This is a genomic window from Streptomyces sp. AK010, assembly GCF_014207295.1.
Lineage (GTDB): Bacteria > Actinomycetota > Actinomycetes > Streptomycetales > Streptomycetaceae > Streptomyces > Streptomyces massasporeus.
In genome coordinates, this window is record NZ_JACHCX010000003.1 from 333,576 (window position 1) to 348,583 (window position 15,008).

Genomic DNA, 15,008 nt, shown 5'->3' on the forward strand with positions numbered 1-15,008 from the left:
GTTGCAGTATTAGGCGGTCAGGAGACCTTTCGGCCCTGGAGGAACGTGCGGTACCAGGGCGCCGCGCGGCGGAACGCGGCCGCGAACCCCTCGCCGGGCGAGCAGTCGAAGTCCTTCCAGAACGCGTCGTCCACGAACCAGTGGTCGACCGTGAGCATGCCGAGGTGATGGAGGGCGAGGGGAGAGCCGGCGGCCCGGTCCAGGGCGGTGGCGACGTCCACGGGCGCCCCGCCGCCGGGCTCCTCCAACTCCCCTCCCACGGACGCCAGCAGGTCGGGGACCGGCACCGGCTCGGGGTGGTTGACATGGTGCACGCCGCCGCCGGGCGCCGGGGAGAGCGCGGCGGCCACCACCGCACGGCCCAGGGTGTCGACGTCGATCATCGACTGGAGCGCCTCGCAGCCGGTCAGGGTGGTGGCCGACAGCTCCTTCATCAGCCGCACCAGGCCGGGGATCACCCAGCGGTCGCCCTCGCCGTACACGAGGTGCGGGCGCAGCACCAGGCCGCCCGCGTCGAGGACGTACCGTTCGGCGGCGGCCCGGGTGCGGCTGGTGGGCGACGCCGGCGCGATCGGCACCTCCCCGGGGCCCGCGCCGCGGAAGGGGCCCCGGCCGTGGACGGCGGCCGTGCTGACGTACACGATCCGGCGCACTCCGGCGCGCACGGCCTCCTCGACCAGGGCACGCGTGCCCTGGTCGTTGACCGCCTCGGCGGTCTCGGCGTCGCCGCCGATCCGCGCGGCGCAGTGCACCAGGACGTCGGTGTCGGCGCAGACGCCGCGCAGGGAGGGCGGGGCGCAGAGGTCGCCGTGGACGTACTCGGGGCCGTGCGGTGCGTGCCGGGACAACAGGCGTACGCGGGCGTCCGGTTGACGCTGTGCCGTGGCGGCGACCCGGCTGCCGATGAAGCCGCTCCCGCCCGTGATCAGCATCGTGACCGTCACGACGGGGACCGTACCCGCGCCGGCCGGGCGGCGGTCAGGGCGGCGGTGAAGACCGGCTCACCGTCCTGCCGCCCCGACACCCGTACGGTCACCTCCCCGGGGCGCTCGTCGAGGATCTCGGTCTCGATCCGGCAGGGGCTGTGCAGCTCGGCGTACCGGGTGAAGTCGGCCGTCATCGTGATCGGCAGGAAGGGGTGCAGGCCGGATGCGGCGGTCGCGGCCTGGCGGGCCGCCTCGAACAGGAGCATGCCGGGGACGTGGTCGTTGGGCCGGGGGAAGAGCACCGGGTGGCCGGTGTCGACGCGCAGGTGCCAGACGCCGGGGCGGTCCGCGGGTGCGAGGACGACGTCCTCGGCGCGGGTCCGTCCGGCGGTCTGCGGGGATATGCCGGGCAGCAGTGGCGCCGGGGTGTCCGTGGCGTTCAACCTGCCCGCCCGCAGGCGGCGGTAGGCGCGCGGGGAGGTGCAGCCGGTGCTGCCGGTGCCGCGGGCGACGAGCCGCCCCGCGCGGCGGAACTCCATGGTGGTGCGCATGCTGTGCAGCCCGCGGCCGCGGCGGCGCACCTCGGAGCACACGACGTCGAACTCGACCGGCTCGTCGGCTTCCGCCAGCAGGAGTGCGGACGGGTCGACGTGGACCGTCAGGTCCCACATGACGAAGTGCGTGTCGGCCGGGGCGCCGAACTCGGCGTGCGCCAGCACCATGGAGGCCTGCCGCAACGTTTCGCCCACGACCATCGGGTCCTGGTGGCGGCCGTCCACGGGGCCGAAGAAGGGATGGGCGGCCGGCCAGTGCGCGGTGAAGCGGAAACGGGTACCGGAGATTCGGACCCACCGGGCGGGGAAGACGTCCGTCTCGGTGGTGCGATGGGCGAGTTCCTTGGTGACGGTGGTGTGGGAGTGACGCTTGGGGACTTCGTCGGACGGGGCGGATCCGGCAGCGGCGGTGGTCGACAGGGTGGGTTCCCCGGTGGTGGGACGTGGCGGTGCCGCCTCGGGGGGCACGGCGGGCTGTGGCGGGTTCTCGACGGTCGTAGCGGTTCCGTTTGCCGGACGGCCCCCGCGTCCGGTCTGATCGTCCGTGAGTGCGCTTAAAGGCCCTGTCTGCGGCATGAGAACCCCCAAGGATCGGCTGCGTGGCCGCGATCGACGCCTGACTAAGATACGGACGAGCCGGTTTTTTTCAAAGGGTGAGCCAAACCGCTTGGACTGGCCCTCGTGCCCTCGCCACACAGCGACTTCACAGGGATCGACGGAGATCAGGAGGCACCCGATGGCGCGACAGGAGCGCGCGATCCGCACCCGGCGGACCATCCTGGAGGCGGCGGCGGCCGTCTTCGACGAACGCGGCTACACCTCGGCGACCATCGGCGAGATCCTGGACCGGGCAGGCGTCACCAAGGGCGCGCTGTACTTCCACTTCGGCTCCAAGGAGGAGCTGGCGGTGGGGGTGTTCGAAGAGCAGCTCGCGATCACGCTCCCGCCACAGCCCACCAGGCTCCAGGAACTCGTCGACTCCGGTCTGGTGATGGCCCGCCGACTGCGGTCCGAACCGCTGGTACGGGCCAGCGTGGGGCTCGCCCTCGACCAGGGAGCCATGGACCTCGACCGCACCCCGGCCTTCCGGATGTGGATCGACCAGAACACGCAGGTGCTGGGCGAGGCGAAGGCGCGGGGCGAGCTGTTGCAGCACGTCGACGTGGCCGAGGCGGCGGAGCTGCTGGTCGGCAGCTTCTCCGGGGTGCAGCTGCTGTCCCAGCTGCGCTGCCAGCGGCAGGATCTGGAGCGTCGGGTCGTCGTGCTGTTCGAGCATTTCCTGCCCAGCATCACCGTTCCGGCGGTGCTGGCCCGGCTCGACATCTCCGCAGACCGGGCCGAGCGGTTGATGGCGCAGGCCCGGACGGAGGAGGACACGGCGGCGGTTTCGGAGGAGGCCACCGTGCCCTCGGGTGCGTAGCCCGCCACTGCCCTGGGGACCCGGCGCGGATTGTCCACAGCTGTGGAGTTGTCCACAGGGTCTGACGCGTTTCGGCCGCCGGTTGTACGGTCGGCACGAGTTGATGTTCGTGCGCGTGCGGGGGAGGCGGTCGGGATGACCAGGGCTGGATCTCAAGACGAGGGCGGGATCACGGCTAGGGGCGGAGCGCCGCGCCGGCTGCCCCGGGTGCGTGGCTTCGCCGAGTGGCCGGCCGAGGGCTCGCCCAAGGACGAGGGCAAGGCCCTGCGCCAGCGGATCCCGCGCAGCGCGCACGCCACGCTCGACCTGGACGCGTCCCGGCCCGACGCGGTGAGCGCCGTCGAGGAGTCGGGCCGCGGACGGCTGCCCGAGCTGACCCCCATCCGGGTCGGCCGCATGGCCGCCACCCCGTTCGCCTTCCTGCGCGGCGCGGCGGGCCTCATGGCCCACGACCTGGCGCGCACGCCCATGACCAGGATCCGGGCCCAGCTCTGCGGCGACGCCCACGCGGCCAATTTCGGCCTGTACGGGGACGCGCGCGGCGGCCTGGTCATCGACCTGAACGACTTCGACGAAACGGTGTTCGGCCCCTGGGAGTGGGACCTCAAGCGCCTCGCGGCCTCCCTGGTGCTCGCGGGCCGGGTGGCCGGCGCCGACGAGGACCAGTGCCGCAAGGCGGCGTACGACGCGGCGGGCGCGTACCGCAGGACCATGCGGCTCCTGGCCAAGCTCCCGGTGCTGGACGCGTGGAACGCCATCGCGGACGAGGAGCTCGTCTCCCACGCGGACGCCCATGATCTGCTCGGCACGCTGGAGCGCGTCTCCGAGAAGGCCCGCCACAACACCAGCGGCCGCTTCGCGGCCAAGGCGACCGAGGTCACCGAGGACGGCGGACGCCGGTTCGTCGACGCCCCGCCGGTCCTGCGGCGCGTCCCGGACGCGGAGGCCGCCGCGGTGGCCTCCTCCCTGGAGGAGTACGTCGGCACCCTCCAGGAGGACCGCCTGCCGCTCCTCGCCCGGCACGCGGTGCAGGATGTGGCCTTCCGCGTCGTCGGCACGGGCAGTGTCGGCACCCGCTCCTACGTCGTGCTGCTCCTGGACCACCGGGGCGAGCCGCTGGTGCTCCAGGTGAAGGAGGCGCGGGCGTCCGCCCTGGTGCCGCATCTGGTGACGGCCGGTTTCGAGGCGCCGGAGGCCGGTCACGAGGGCCGCCGGGTCGTGCTGGGCCAGAAGCGGATGCAGGTCGTCAGCGACAACCTGCTGGGCTGGACGACGGTCGACGGGCTCCCCTTTCAGGTCCGCCAGTTCCGCAACCGCAAGGGCAGCGTCGACCCGGCCGCCCTGGCCGCCGACCAGATGGACGACTACGGCCGCATGACCGGCGCGCTCCTGGCCCGCGCGCACGCCCACAGCGCCGATCCGCGGCTCATCGCCGGGTACTGCGGGAAGAACGAGGAGCTGGACGAGGCGATGGCGGACTTCGCCGTGGCCTACGCGGACCGGACCGAGGCGGATCACGCGGAGCTGCTGGCGGGGGTGCGGGCGGGGAAGGTCGCGGCGGAGATGGGGGTGTAGGGGCAGCCACGGCCTGCCTGCGCCGCCCGGGCCCACCCGTGCTGCCCGGCGGCCCCACCCGTGCCGCCCTGGCCGGTCGGGAGCTCCCCGGTCCTGTCATGTCCTCCGGGGCGCGGGCGCCGTCGGTTCGTCCCCTAGGCTGGTCGGGTGACGACCCCGGAAGCTGAGCAGGGCGGCGACGACGCCGCGCGGCCCGAGGCGCGGCTGGAGCGGGCCGTGCGGGCCGCCGAGCAGGCGTTGATCGAGTACGAGATCGCGGTGGAAACCTTCCGCGTCGAGGTCGAGAACTTCTCCCGGCTGCACGAACAGAAGCTCGGACCGGTCTACGCCCGGCTCGAGGAGCTGGACGCCCGCATCCTGGAAGCCAGAGCCGCCCGCAGCGGCGACCCCGCGGACCGGCAGCGGGCGGACGAGGCCCGGGCCCGGCTCGCCCCCATCCCGGGCGTGGAGGAACTGCTGCACGGCTGGATGGACGGCGACGGCCTGTTCCCGGAGGCCTCCGCGATGCTCACGGACCAGCCGGTGCGGCCCCCGCAGCGGGTCCGCCCCAGCGAGGAGGCCCGCAAGCTCTACCGCGACCTCGCCCGCAAGGCCCACCCGGACCTGGCGCAGGAGGAGAAGGAGCGCCGGCGGCGCGAGGAGTTCATCACGCGCGTCAACGCCGCCTACGCCCGGGGCGACGAGGCGGAGCTGCGTGAGCTCGCCGCGGAGTGGGCGAAGGGGCCCGAGCTGAAGCGGGGCCCGAGCCGCGCCGAGGAGCTCTACGCCCGCCTGGAATGGCTCGCCCAGCGCAAGGAGATGCTCGGCCTGCTCGCCCGGGAACTGGAGGACAGCGCCATCGGCCACATGCTCCAGCTCGCCCCGGACGACCCGGACCGGCTCCTCGACGAGATCGGGCAGGGTCTGCTCGCCCAGGTCTCGGAACGGGAGACGGAGCTGGCCGCGCTGCTCGGCGTGGGCCAGGGCGAGAGCGACGGCGGGGGCCAGGGCCAGGGCCACGGTGGAGGCCAGAGCCAGGGCCACGGTGGGGGCCAGGGCTGAGCCGCCTCCCGGCCGGTGCTCCGGCCTGTGCTCCGGCCGGTTCGGGTAGCGTCGGACGCATGAGTTTTGGAGCTGGTGTGCCCACGGTCGCGGTCGCGGACCTCAAGGACGGTGACTTCCTGCTGGACGTCCGGGAGGACGACGAGTGGAAGGCCGGTCACGCCGAAGGGGCGCTGCACATCCCCATCAGCGAGTTCGTCGCCCGGTACGGCGAGCTGACCGAGGCCGCCCCGCAGGACGGCCGGGTCCATGTGATCTGCCGTTCCGGCGGCCGGTCCGCCCAGGTCACGATGTACCTGGCCCAGCAGGGCATCGACGCCGTGAACGTCGACGGCGGCATGCAGGTGTGGGAGGCGGTGGGCCGTCCCGTGGTGACGGACGACGGGCAGCAGGGGTTCGTCCTCTAGCCGGGCCCCAGAACCGGCGCTTCATGCCCGGTCAGGCCAGTGGGTGGGCCGCCAGCAGGTCGCCCAGGGCCTCTTCGTGGGCCGCGGCCGGGCCGAGTGACAGTTCCAGGTGCTTGGCCCAGGCGTGGTAGCGGTGCAGGGGGTAGTCGACGTCGGCGCCGAACCCGCCGTGCAGGTGCTGCGCGGTCTGCGCGACCCGGCGTACGCCCTCCGCCGCCCAAATCTTGGCCACGGCCACGTCCCCGGCGGCGGGCAGCGGGCCCGGTGCCCCGGAGGCGATCCGCCACGCGGCCTGCCACAGCGTGGCCTCCATCGCGCGCAGGTCGATGTAGCGGTCGGCGGCCTGCACGGCGACGGCCTGGAAGGTCGCGATCGGGAACCCGAACTGCTCCCGCCCGGCCGTGTACTCCCCGGTCATCCGCAGCACGCGCTCCCCGAGTCCGAGCGCCAGCGCACACGTCCCGGTGGCCAGCAGGTCCCGCAGCCACTCCCACGCCCCGTCGGTGTCGATGACGTCCCGGGCGGGCAGCCGTGCCGACTCCAGCCGCAGCTCCCCGAGGCGCTCGCCGCTGGTGGAGAACTGCTCCGCGAGGACGGCGCCCTCGTGCCCGCGCGGCACCAGTGCCAGCACGGTCCGGCCGGTTTCGGTGTGTGCGGGGACGAGGATGACGTCGGCGTCGTAGGCCCAGGGCACGGCCGTCTGCACCCCGTCCAGCACCCACGTGACGCCGTCCTGCCGGGCGGTCACGGCCTGTTCGGCCGGGTCGTGGCCGGTGCGGCCGTGCCCGGCGACGGTCAGGACGATCTCGCCCCGGCCGGCCCGGGCGAGCAGGTCCGCCTTGGCCTCTTCACCGCCGTGGGCCTGGACGGCCGCCGCCGCCGCGCAGCTCTCCAGCAGGGGCACCCTGGCCAGGACCTTCGCCGACTCCCGCAGCACCAGGCAGAGCGCGACGGCGTCCAGACCGGCACCGCCGTACCGGGCGTCGAGCAGCAGGCTCAGCAGGTCCGCGTCGGCGAGCCTGGCCCACAGGGCGCGGTCGCAGGTCTCGGCGACGGCGCCCGGGGTCATGGCCGGGCTGGGCACGGCGTCGGGTGCGACGCCGGCGAACACGCCCTTCGCCGCCTCGGCCGCCGCCTGCTGCTCCTCGCTGAAGGTGAAGTCCACGGTGCCTGTCCTTCCGGCGGATCCCGTTGAGCTGACGGGGCGTCAAGATAGAACAGGTTCTAGAAGAAGGGAATGGGTGTACGGGCGGGCGCCGTAGGGTGTCACTCCTGCGGACGACCGGCCGGGGCGCCCTGTGGATAACCTGCGGGGGTCCCCCTGTGGACCAGGGGGACCGCGGCTCTCGGACGGTCGCACTCGCCGTACGGTCGGCTTCCGTGGTGTGGCGACGGCCACGGCGGGACCTGCGGACAGGGGCTGTGCCGGGGTGGGTGTCCTGAGTACCGTGCCCGTGCCGACGCCGCGCAGGCCGCGCGGGCGGTACGACGCCCTCACGGCCGGGCGGACGGAACGACGGACCGGGATCGTGGAACGGGGCGGAATGAACGCGTACGACGAGGGCTCGAACGCCCGGCACGGCCCGGACGCGCCTCGCCGCCCGGCCCCGCCCGCGCAGCGGGGCGCCGCCCCGGCGGACTCGGCCGAGCCGGACGTGCCGCCAGGGCCTGAGCCCGAGCCGGTCGCGTCCGACGTGTCCCCCGGGCGGCCCGGGCCGGACGTACCGCCCGGGCCTGAGCCCGAGCCGGTCGCGTCCCTCGCACTGCCCGAGTCGGTCGCGTCGCTCGAACAGCCCGAGCCGGTCGCGTCCGACGTGTCCCCCGGGCGGCCCGGGCCGGACGTACCGCCCGGGCCTGAGCCCGAGCCGGTCGCGTCCCTCGCACTGCCCGAGCCGGTCGCGTCCCTCGCACTGCCCGAGCCGGTCGCGGCGCTCGTAGCGCCCGAGCCGTACCCGCCCGGTGAACCCCGTACCGGCATCGCCGCGCTCTCCCCCCGCTATCAGGTCGGGGTCGTCCTGGCGCTCGCGGTCATCGCCATCGGCGTGTGCGTGCACATCGGGATGACGTTCCTGCACGTCGCGCCGGCGAACACGGTCACCCGGGAGCACGGCACGGCCGTGGACGACTGGATCTATCCGGAGTTCGAGCAGAACTGGAAGCTGTTCGCGCCGAACCCGCTCCAGCAGAACATCTCGATACAGGTCCGTGCCGGAGTCCGCGGGCCGGACGGCATGACGCTGACCACCGGCTGGTACGACCTGTCCGCCGAGGACGGCCGGGCCATCGACGGCAACCTTTTGCCCAGCCACACCCAGCAGAACGAGCTGCGCCGCGCCTGGGACTTCTTCGTCGCCACGCACGACAGCGAGAACCGCCCGGTGGGCCTGCGCGGCGCGCTCTCGGAGTCGTATCTGCGCCGGATCACGGTGCTGCGCCTCGACCGCGACGACGCGGTGCGGGCCGCGACCGGGAGTTCCGGGGTGATCGAGCGGGTGCAGGTGCGCTCCCGGACCAGCAACGTGCCGCCGCCCGAGTGGAGCCGGGAGAAGGTCTCCACGACACCGTCGTACCGGGAGCTGCCGTGGTGGAGGGTCCCGCAGGACGAGGCCCGGGGAGGCATGCGGTGAACCGCTTCTCGCTGGCCGTCTCCGGCGGTATCGCCCGCGTCACCGAGGCGGCGCTCGGCCCCTACCAGACGGCCGTCATCCGCATCGGCTTCAGTGCCACCTGGCTGCTGTTCCTGCTTCGCGAGCTCCCCCACCGCCACGAGCTCTACGGTCCCGACGGCCCCTGGAGCTGGGATCTCGCGCAGCAACTGGTCGGGTCCAACGGCTCGTTCACCGTTCTGATGTGGTCGGACGGCCGGGTCTGGTTCGAGATCGTCCACGCGTCGGCGGTCCTCTCCGCCGCGCTGCTGATGCTGGGCTGGCGCACCCGCACCATGTCGGTGCTGTTCATGGTCGGCGTGCTGTCGCTGCAGAACCGCAGTGTCTTCATGGGCGACGGCGGCGACAACGTGCTGCACCTGATGTCGATCTACCTGGTGTTCACACGGTGCGCCCAGGTGTGGTCGCTGGACGCCCGGCGGGCCGTGCGGCACAGGGCGGCACGCGCGCGGGGCGAGCGGGTCACGGACCGGGCCGGCCCGGCCCTGTGGGGAGTGCTCGGGTTCGCGCTGGTCGCGGTCACCCTGGTCGGCCGGATGCAGGGCGACTGGCTGATACCGGCACTGCTGTGGACGGTGTGGGTCGTGCAGGCCCTGTGGTGGCTGGTCGGGCGCCGGGCCGGGAGCGGTGAGCCGCGGATCATGCTGGACGTGATCGCCAACGTCGTGCACAACGGCGCCCTGCTCGTGATCATGGCCGAGGCGTGTCTGATCTACGCGACCGCCGGCTGGTACAAGATCCAGGGATCGCGCTGGCAGGACGGCACCGCGGTCTACTACCCGCTCCACCTGGAGTACTTCTCGCCCTGGCCGGCCCTCGCCGATCTGCTGTCCGCCAGCGGCACGATGGTGATGCTGGTGACCTACGGGACGGTCCTGGTGCAGGTTGCCTTCCCGTTCACCCTGTTCAACCGGCGGGTGAAGAACGTCCTGCTGGCGGTGATGATCACCGAGCACGCCGTGATCGCCGTGGTCCTGGGACTGCCGTTCTTCTCGCTGGCGATGATCGCGGCGGACGCGGTGTTCCTGCCGACGGGCTTCCTGCGCCGTCTGGGCGACCTGGCGGCACGCGCGCGTGACCGGCTCCGGCGCGGGGGCGGGGGGCGTACGCCCCTGCCCGGGCAGCGCACCCGGGGGAGCTCCGAGGCCACGCACGTAGGCTTCGGGGCATGACCGACCCCGTGACCGTCTGGCACCGGCTCGCCGGCGACACCGTCCTGCTCGACGGGTTCCACGCGCTCAAGCACGCGCTGCGCTTCGGCGCCGAGGTGCCGGTGGCGGTCACCGCCGACCGGGCGGCCGCCCTCGCCCTCGCCGACGAGCTGGCCCCGGACGTACGGGACGCGCTGGCCGGGCTGCTGACGGAGGTGCCGCAGGCGACGTACGCGTCGTTCGTGCCGCGCCCGCACCCCACCGCCGTGGCCGCCCTGGCCGTACGGCCGGCCCGCGCCTCCAACCTGGAGAAGCTGGCGCGCACGCCCCGCACGGCCCCGGTCGTGGTCCTCGACAACCCGCGCAACCTGGGCAACGCGGGGGCGGTGATCCGCCTGGCCGCCGGTTTCGGGGCGACCGGTGTGGTGACGACCGGGACGATGGACCCCTGGCACCCGACGGTCGTGCGGGGCGGGGCCGGACTGCACTACGCGACGACGGTGGAGCGGCTGGCCGTCGAGGAACTGCCGCCGGGCCCGCTGTTCGCCCTGGACCCGGAGGGCGACGACATCCGGGGTGTCAAACTCCCGGACGACGCCGTCCTCGCCTTCGGCTCCGAGCGCACCGGGCTGTCGGGCGAACTGCGCGCCCGGGCCGACCACCTGCTGTCCCTGCCGATGCGCCCCCAGGTCAGCAGCTACAACCTGGCGACGAGTGCGGCGATGACGCTCTACCACTGGAGTTCCGGAGCGCCCCTCTAGCCTAGGGAGCGCCCCTTCAGCCTCCTAGAACTACGCGTCGCGCCGCACCTCGACCACCCGGAACCGGTTGGCCACGAACGCCCCGTCGCACAGTGCCGCACTGGCCGCCGGATTGCCACCGGACCCGTGGAAGTCGGAGAACGCGGCCGTCTGGTTCACGTACACCCCACCCGTGAGGTTCAGCGACAGCTGCGCCGCCTCCTCCAGGCAGACCTCCTGCACGGCCTGCTCGACCTCCGGGTCGGTCGTGTACGCCCCGACGGTCATCGCGCCCTTCTCGCGGACGGTCCGCCGCAGCAGCTCCGCCGCGTCCGCGGCCGAGTCGACCGCGACGGCGAAGGACACCGGCCCGAAGCACTCGCTCATGTAGGCGGCCTCGTCGTCCGGCTTGGCGCCGTCCAGCTTCACGATCACCGGCGTACGGACGACCGCTCCGGGGAAGTCCGGGTTGGTGATCTCGCGGGAGGCCAGGGCGACCTCGCCCAGGCCCGCCGCGGCCTCCAGCCGGGCCTTCACGTCCGGGTTGACGATCGCGCCGAGCAGCGCGTTGGCCCGGGCGTCGTCGCCGAGCAGCCCGTCGACGGACTTGGCGAGGTCCGCGACGACCTCGTCGTAGGACTTGGGTCCCTGGTCCGTGGAGATGCCCTCGCGGGGGACGAGCAGGTTCTGCGGGGTCGTGCACATCTGGCCGCTGTACAGGGACAGCGAGAACGCCAGGTTGGCGAGCATGCCCTTGTAGTCGGACGTGGAGTGGACGACGACGGTGTTGACGCCGGCCTTCTCCGTGTAGACCTGCGCCTGGCGGGCGTTGGCCTCCAGCCAGTCGCCGAACTCGGTCGAGCCCGTGTAGTCGATGATCCGGATCTCGGGGCGCAGCGCGAGGGTCTTGGCGATGCCCTCGCCGGGGCGTTCGGCGGCCAGGGCGACCAGGTTCGGGTCGAAGCCGGTCTCCGCGAGCACCTCGCGCGCGACCTGCACGGTGAGGGCGAGCGGCAGTACCGCGCGCGGGTGGGGCTTGACGAGGACCGCGTTGCCGGTGGCGAGGGAGGCGAACAGACCCGGGTAGCCGTTCCACGTGGGGAAGGTGTTGCAGCCGATCATCAGGGCGATGCCGCGCGGGACCGGCGTGAACTGCTTGTTCATGGCCAGCGGGTCGCGCTTGCCCTGGGGCTTGGTCCACTCGGCGTTGTCGGGCGTGCGCACCTGCTCGACGTAGGCGTAGGCCACCGCCTCCAGGCCGCGGTCCTGCGCGTGCGGCCCGCCCGCCTGGAACGCCATCATGAACGCCTGGCCGGAGGTGTGCATGACCGCGTGCGCGAACTCGTGCGTCCGGTCGCTGATGCGCTTGAGGATCTCCAGGCAGACCACGGCGCGCTGCTCGGCGCCCGCGTCCCGCCAGGCCCGCTGACCGGCCTTCATGGCGGGCAGCAGCACGTCCAGGTCCGCGTGCGGGTACGTCACGCCCAGGCCGATGCCGTACGGGGACGTCTCGCCGCCCACCCAGTCGTCCGTGCCCGGCTGGCCGAGGTCGAGGCGGGAGCCGAGCAGGGCGTCGAAGGCGGCCTGGCCCGCCGCCGCGTCCAGGCTGCCGTTCTCCCCGTAGGCCTTGGGGTGCTCGGGGTGCGGGGACCAGTAGGCGCGCGTGCGGATCGCTTCCAGCGCCTGGTCGAGGGTGGACCGGTGCCGGGCGATCAGCTCGTGCGCCGAGAGTGCGGCGGTCATGGGTGACCATCTCCTCGTCTCAAGAACTCTTCGTCGAGTTCATGACCTGGGCAGAAACCTGGGCAGGAACACTCGGACAGAGCTAGAGTAACCGAACGATCGGTCGGTTCAAGGGGGTCCGCCGCATCTGTGGAAAACCCCGTGCGGGAGGATCGCGCACATGACAGCACTCGACCTCAGCAGCCCCGTGGCCGTCGTCGGCACCGGCACCATGGGCCAGGGAATCGCCCAGGTCGCGCTGGTCGCGGGCCATCCCGTACGGCTGTACGACACCCTCCCCGGGCGGGCCCGGGAGGCGGCAGACGCGATCGGTGCCCGCCTGGACCGGCTCGTCGAGAAGGAGCGGCTCAGCGACGCCGACCGGGACGCCGCCCGCGCCCGGTTGCTGCCCGCCGAGGACCTCCCCGAGCTCGGCGACTGCGCGCTCGTCGTCGAGGCCGTCCTGGAGCGGCTGGACGTCAAACAGGACCTGTTCCGCGCGCTGGAGGGCATCGTCGCCGACGACTGCCTGCTCGCCACCAACACCTCGTCGCTGTCCGTCACCGCCATCGGCGGTGCCCTGCGCAACCCCGGCCGGTTCGTCGGCCTGCACTTCTTCAACCCCGCGCCGCTGCTGCCGCTGGTCGAGGTCGTCTCCGGGTTCGCCACGGACGTCTCGTCGGCCACGCGCGCGTACGAGACCGCCCGCGCCTGGGGCAAGACACCCGTCGCCTGCGCGGACACCCCCGGCTTCATCGTCAACCGCATCGCCCGGCCCTTCTACGCCGAGGCCTTCGCGGCCCATGAGGCGCAGGTCGCCGACCCGGCCACCATCGACGCCGTGCTGCGCGAGTCGGGCGGCTTCCGGATGGGCGCCTTCGAGCTGACCGACCTGATCGGCCAGGACGTCAACGAGTCCGTCACGCAGTCGGTCTGGCAGTCCTTCTTCCAGGACGTGCGCTTCACGCCGTCCCTCGCCCAGCGGCGCCTGGTCGAGTCCGGCCGGCTGGGCCGCAAGACGGGCCACGGCTGGTACGACCACGGGGAGGGCGCCGAGCGCCCCGAGCCGGACACCGCCGAGAAGCGGCAGCCGCCCGCGTACGTCGTCGCCGAGGGCGACCTGGGCCCGGCGTCCGACCTGCTCGAGCTGATCCGCGAGGCGGGCATCCCGGTCCGTGACGACAGCGACGACGACCAGGGGGCGTGTCTGCTCCTCCCGAGCGGCGGCCGGCTCGTCCTCGCCGACGGGCAGACCGCCGTGGAGTACCGGGACTTCGTCTACTTCGACCTCGCCCTGGACTACCGCACGGCCGGCCGGATCGCCCTGTCCGCCTCCCAGGACACCTCCCCGCAGGTCCTCGCCGAGGCCATCGGCCTCTTCCAGGCGCTCGGCAAGCGGGTCAGCGTCATCGGCGACGTCCCCGGCATGATCGTCGCCCGCACGGTCGCGCGCATCATCGACCTGGCGCACGACGCGGTCGCCAAGGGCGTGGCCACCGAGGAGGACATCGACACCGCGATGCGCCTCGGCGTCAACTACCCCCTGGGCCCCTTCGAGTGGAGCCGCCGCCTCGGCCGCACCTGGGCCTACGTGCTCCTGGACGACCTGCACCGGCGCGATCCCTCCGGCCGCTACGCGCCCTCCCTGGCCCTGTACCGCCACGCCCACGCCTCCGACTCGCGGGAGGGCACCTCATGACCACCGCCAAGCGCGACACCTACACCCCGGACACGCTGCTGTCCGTCGCCGTCCAGGTGTTCAACGAGCGTGGCTACGACGGCACCTCCATGGAGCACCTCTCCAAGGCGGCCGGCATCTCCAAGTCGTCCATCTACCACCACGTCGCCGGCAAGGAGGAGCTGCTGCGCCGGGCCGTGAGCCGGGCCCTGGACGGCCTCTTCGGGATCCTCGACGAGGAGCACGCGCGCGTGGGGCGCGCCTCGGACCGCCTGGAGTACGTGGTCCGGCGCATGGTCGAGGTGCTCATCGCCGAACTGCCCTACGTGACGCTGCTGCTGCGCGTGCGCGGCAACACCGACACCGAGCGGTGGGCCCTGGACCGGCGCCGCGACTTCGACCACCGCGTCGCCGACCTGCTCAAGGCGGCCGCCGCGGACGGGGACGTGCGCGCCGACATAGAGGTGCGGCTGGTGACCCGACTGGTCTTCGGCATGATCAACTCGATCGTCGAGTGGTACCGGCCGGACGGCCGCGGCATGAACGAGCGCGAGGTGGCCGACGCGGTGGTGCAGCTGGCCTTCGGGGGCCTGCGCAAAGCCGCCTGACCCGAGCCCTGACCCGCTAGCCCTGCGGCTCCAGGTCCTCCTCCTCGAACACCAGCAGTGTGCGCGTGCTGAGCACCTGCGGGATCGCCTGGAGCCGGGTCAGCACCAGCTCCCGCAGCGCCCGGTTGTCGGACACGTGCACCAGCAGCAGCACGTCGAAATCGCCGCCCACCAGGGCGATGTGGGAGGCGCCGGGCAGCTGTCTGAGCTCCTTGCGGACCGTGCGCCAGGAGTTCTGCACGATCTTCAGCGTGATGTACGCGGACGTGCCCTGACCTGCCCGTTCGTGGTTGACGCGGGCGCCGAAGCCGCGGATGACGCCGTCCTCGACGAGCCGGTTGATGCGGGCGTAGGCGTTGGCGCGCGAGACGTGGACCCGGTCGGCGACGGACCGTATCGAGGCGCGGCCGTCCGCCTGCAGCATGCGCAGGATGTCCTGATCGATGGCGTCCAGGGGCCGCGGCGGCGGAAGCACACCGCTGTCGTCCTGGCTCTCGGCCATTTGTTCAGATGCCACCCG

Annotated in this window: 14 protein-coding genes; 9 read left to right on the plus strand and 5 right to left on the minus strand. The window is 73.0% G+C overall.

The features are described 5' to 3' along the window. Positions 1-17: 17 nt before the first annotated feature. A complete protein-coding gene (locus HDC93_RS07750; RefSeq protein WP_185008481.1) occupies positions 18-944 on the minus strand; it encodes an NAD-dependent epimerase/dehydratase family protein in 927 nt (308 codons plus the stop codon). Beyond that, positions 941-1,948, minus strand: a complete 1,008-nt coding sequence (locus HDC93_RS07755) for a ScbA/BarX family gamma-butyrolactone biosynthesis protein (protein ID WP_311774506.1) — start codon at positions 1,946-1,948, stop codon at positions 941-943. The genes HDC93_RS07750 and HDC93_RS07755 overlap by 4 nt, the downstream gene beginning before the upstream one ends. A gap of 268 nt (positions 1,949-2,216) precedes the next feature. Between HDC93_RS07755 and HDC93_RS07760 the strand changes: the two genes are divergently transcribed. From HDC93_RS07760 to HDC93_RS07775, 4 genes are all read left to right on the plus strand, one after another. Beyond that, the gene (locus HDC93_RS07760; protein ID WP_185008485.1) at positions 2,217-2,900 is read left to right on the plus strand and encodes a ScbR family autoregulator-binding transcription factor; all 684 of its coding nucleotides are present in this window, start codon (positions 2,217-2,219) and stop codon (positions 2,898-2,900) included. Between the two features lie 135 nt (positions 2,901-3,035). Continuing rightward, positions 3,036-4,475: a DUF2252 domain-containing protein gene (locus tag HDC93_RS07765; RefSeq protein ID WP_185008487.1), complete on the plus strand. Its 1,440-nt coding sequence runs from the start codon at positions 3,036-3,038 to the stop codon at positions 4,473-4,475. Between the two features lie 147 nt (positions 4,476-4,622). Next, on the plus strand, positions 4,623-5,516 hold the full coding sequence (locus tag HDC93_RS07770; RefSeq protein ID WP_311774507.1) for a hypothetical protein: 894 nt from the start codon (positions 4,623-4,625) through the stop codon (positions 5,514-5,516). 77 nt (positions 5,517-5,593) lie between these two features. Next, on the plus strand, positions 5,594-5,923 hold the full coding sequence (locus HDC93_RS07775) for a rhodanese-like domain-containing protein (protein ID WP_184853970.1): 330 nt from the start codon (positions 5,594-5,596) through the stop codon (positions 5,921-5,923). 31 nt (positions 5,924-5,954) lie between these two features. On the opposite strand, the gene HDC93_RS07780 is transcribed toward HDC93_RS07775, so the two are convergent. After that, a complete protein-coding gene (locus tag HDC93_RS07780; protein ID WP_185008489.1) occupies positions 5,955-7,088 on the minus strand; it encodes an acyl-CoA dehydrogenase family protein in 1,134 nt (377 codons plus the stop codon). A gap of 379 nt (positions 7,089-7,467) precedes the next feature. On the opposite strand from HDC93_RS07780, the gene HDC93_RS07785 reads away from it, so the two are divergent. The 3 genes from HDC93_RS07785 to HDC93_RS07795 are packed head-to-tail and all read left to right on the plus strand — an operon-like array spanning position 7,468 to position 10,501. Then, the gene (locus tag HDC93_RS07785; RefSeq protein ID WP_185008888.1) at positions 7,468-8,550 is read left to right on the plus strand and encodes a DUF5819 family protein; all 1,083 of its coding nucleotides are present in this window, start codon (positions 7,468-7,470) and stop codon (positions 8,548-8,550) included. Continuing rightward, positions 8,547-9,761, plus strand: a complete 1,215-nt coding sequence (locus HDC93_RS07790) for an HTTM domain-containing protein (RefSeq protein WP_185008491.1) — start codon at positions 8,547-8,549, stop codon at positions 9,759-9,761. Before HDC93_RS07785 ends, HDC93_RS07790 begins: the two co-directional genes overlap by 4 nt. Continuing rightward, positions 9,758-10,501, plus strand: a complete 744-nt coding sequence (locus HDC93_RS07795; protein ID WP_185008493.1) for an RNA methyltransferase — start codon at positions 9,758-9,760, stop codon at positions 10,499-10,501. Before HDC93_RS07790 ends, HDC93_RS07795 begins: the two co-directional genes overlap by 4 nt. Positions 10,502-10,531: 30 nt before the next feature. Here the strand turns inward: HDC93_RS07795 and paaN are convergent, their stop codons facing one another. Further along, positions 10,532-12,223, minus strand: coding sequence for a phenylacetic acid degradation protein PaaN (paaN, locus tag HDC93_RS07800; protein WP_185008495.1), 1,692 nt, complete (start codon positions 12,221-12,223; stop codon positions 10,532-10,534). 160 nt (positions 12,224-12,383) lie between these two features. On the opposite strand from paaN, the gene HDC93_RS07805 reads away from it, so the two are divergent. Both HDC93_RS07805 and HDC93_RS07810 read left to right on the plus strand, forming a co-directional pair. Beyond that, the gene (locus HDC93_RS07805; RefSeq protein ID WP_185008497.1) at positions 12,384-13,901 is read left to right on the plus strand and encodes a 3-hydroxyacyl-CoA dehydrogenase; all 1,518 of its coding nucleotides are present in this window, start codon (positions 12,384-12,386) and stop codon (positions 13,899-13,901) included. Then, a complete protein-coding gene (locus HDC93_RS07810; protein WP_031108543.1) occupies positions 13,898-14,488 on the plus strand; it encodes a TetR/AcrR family transcriptional regulator in 591 nt (196 codons plus the stop codon). Before HDC93_RS07805 ends, HDC93_RS07810 begins: the two co-directional genes overlap by 4 nt. Before the next feature lie 16 nt (positions 14,489-14,504). Here HDC93_RS07810 and HDC93_RS07815 read toward each other — a convergent pair whose 3' ends face one another. Further along, positions 14,505-14,990, minus strand: a complete 486-nt coding sequence (locus HDC93_RS07815; RefSeq protein WP_097217995.1) for an Lrp/AsnC family transcriptional regulator — start codon at positions 14,988-14,990, stop codon at positions 14,505-14,507. Positions 14,991-15,008 lie beyond the last annotated feature (18 nt).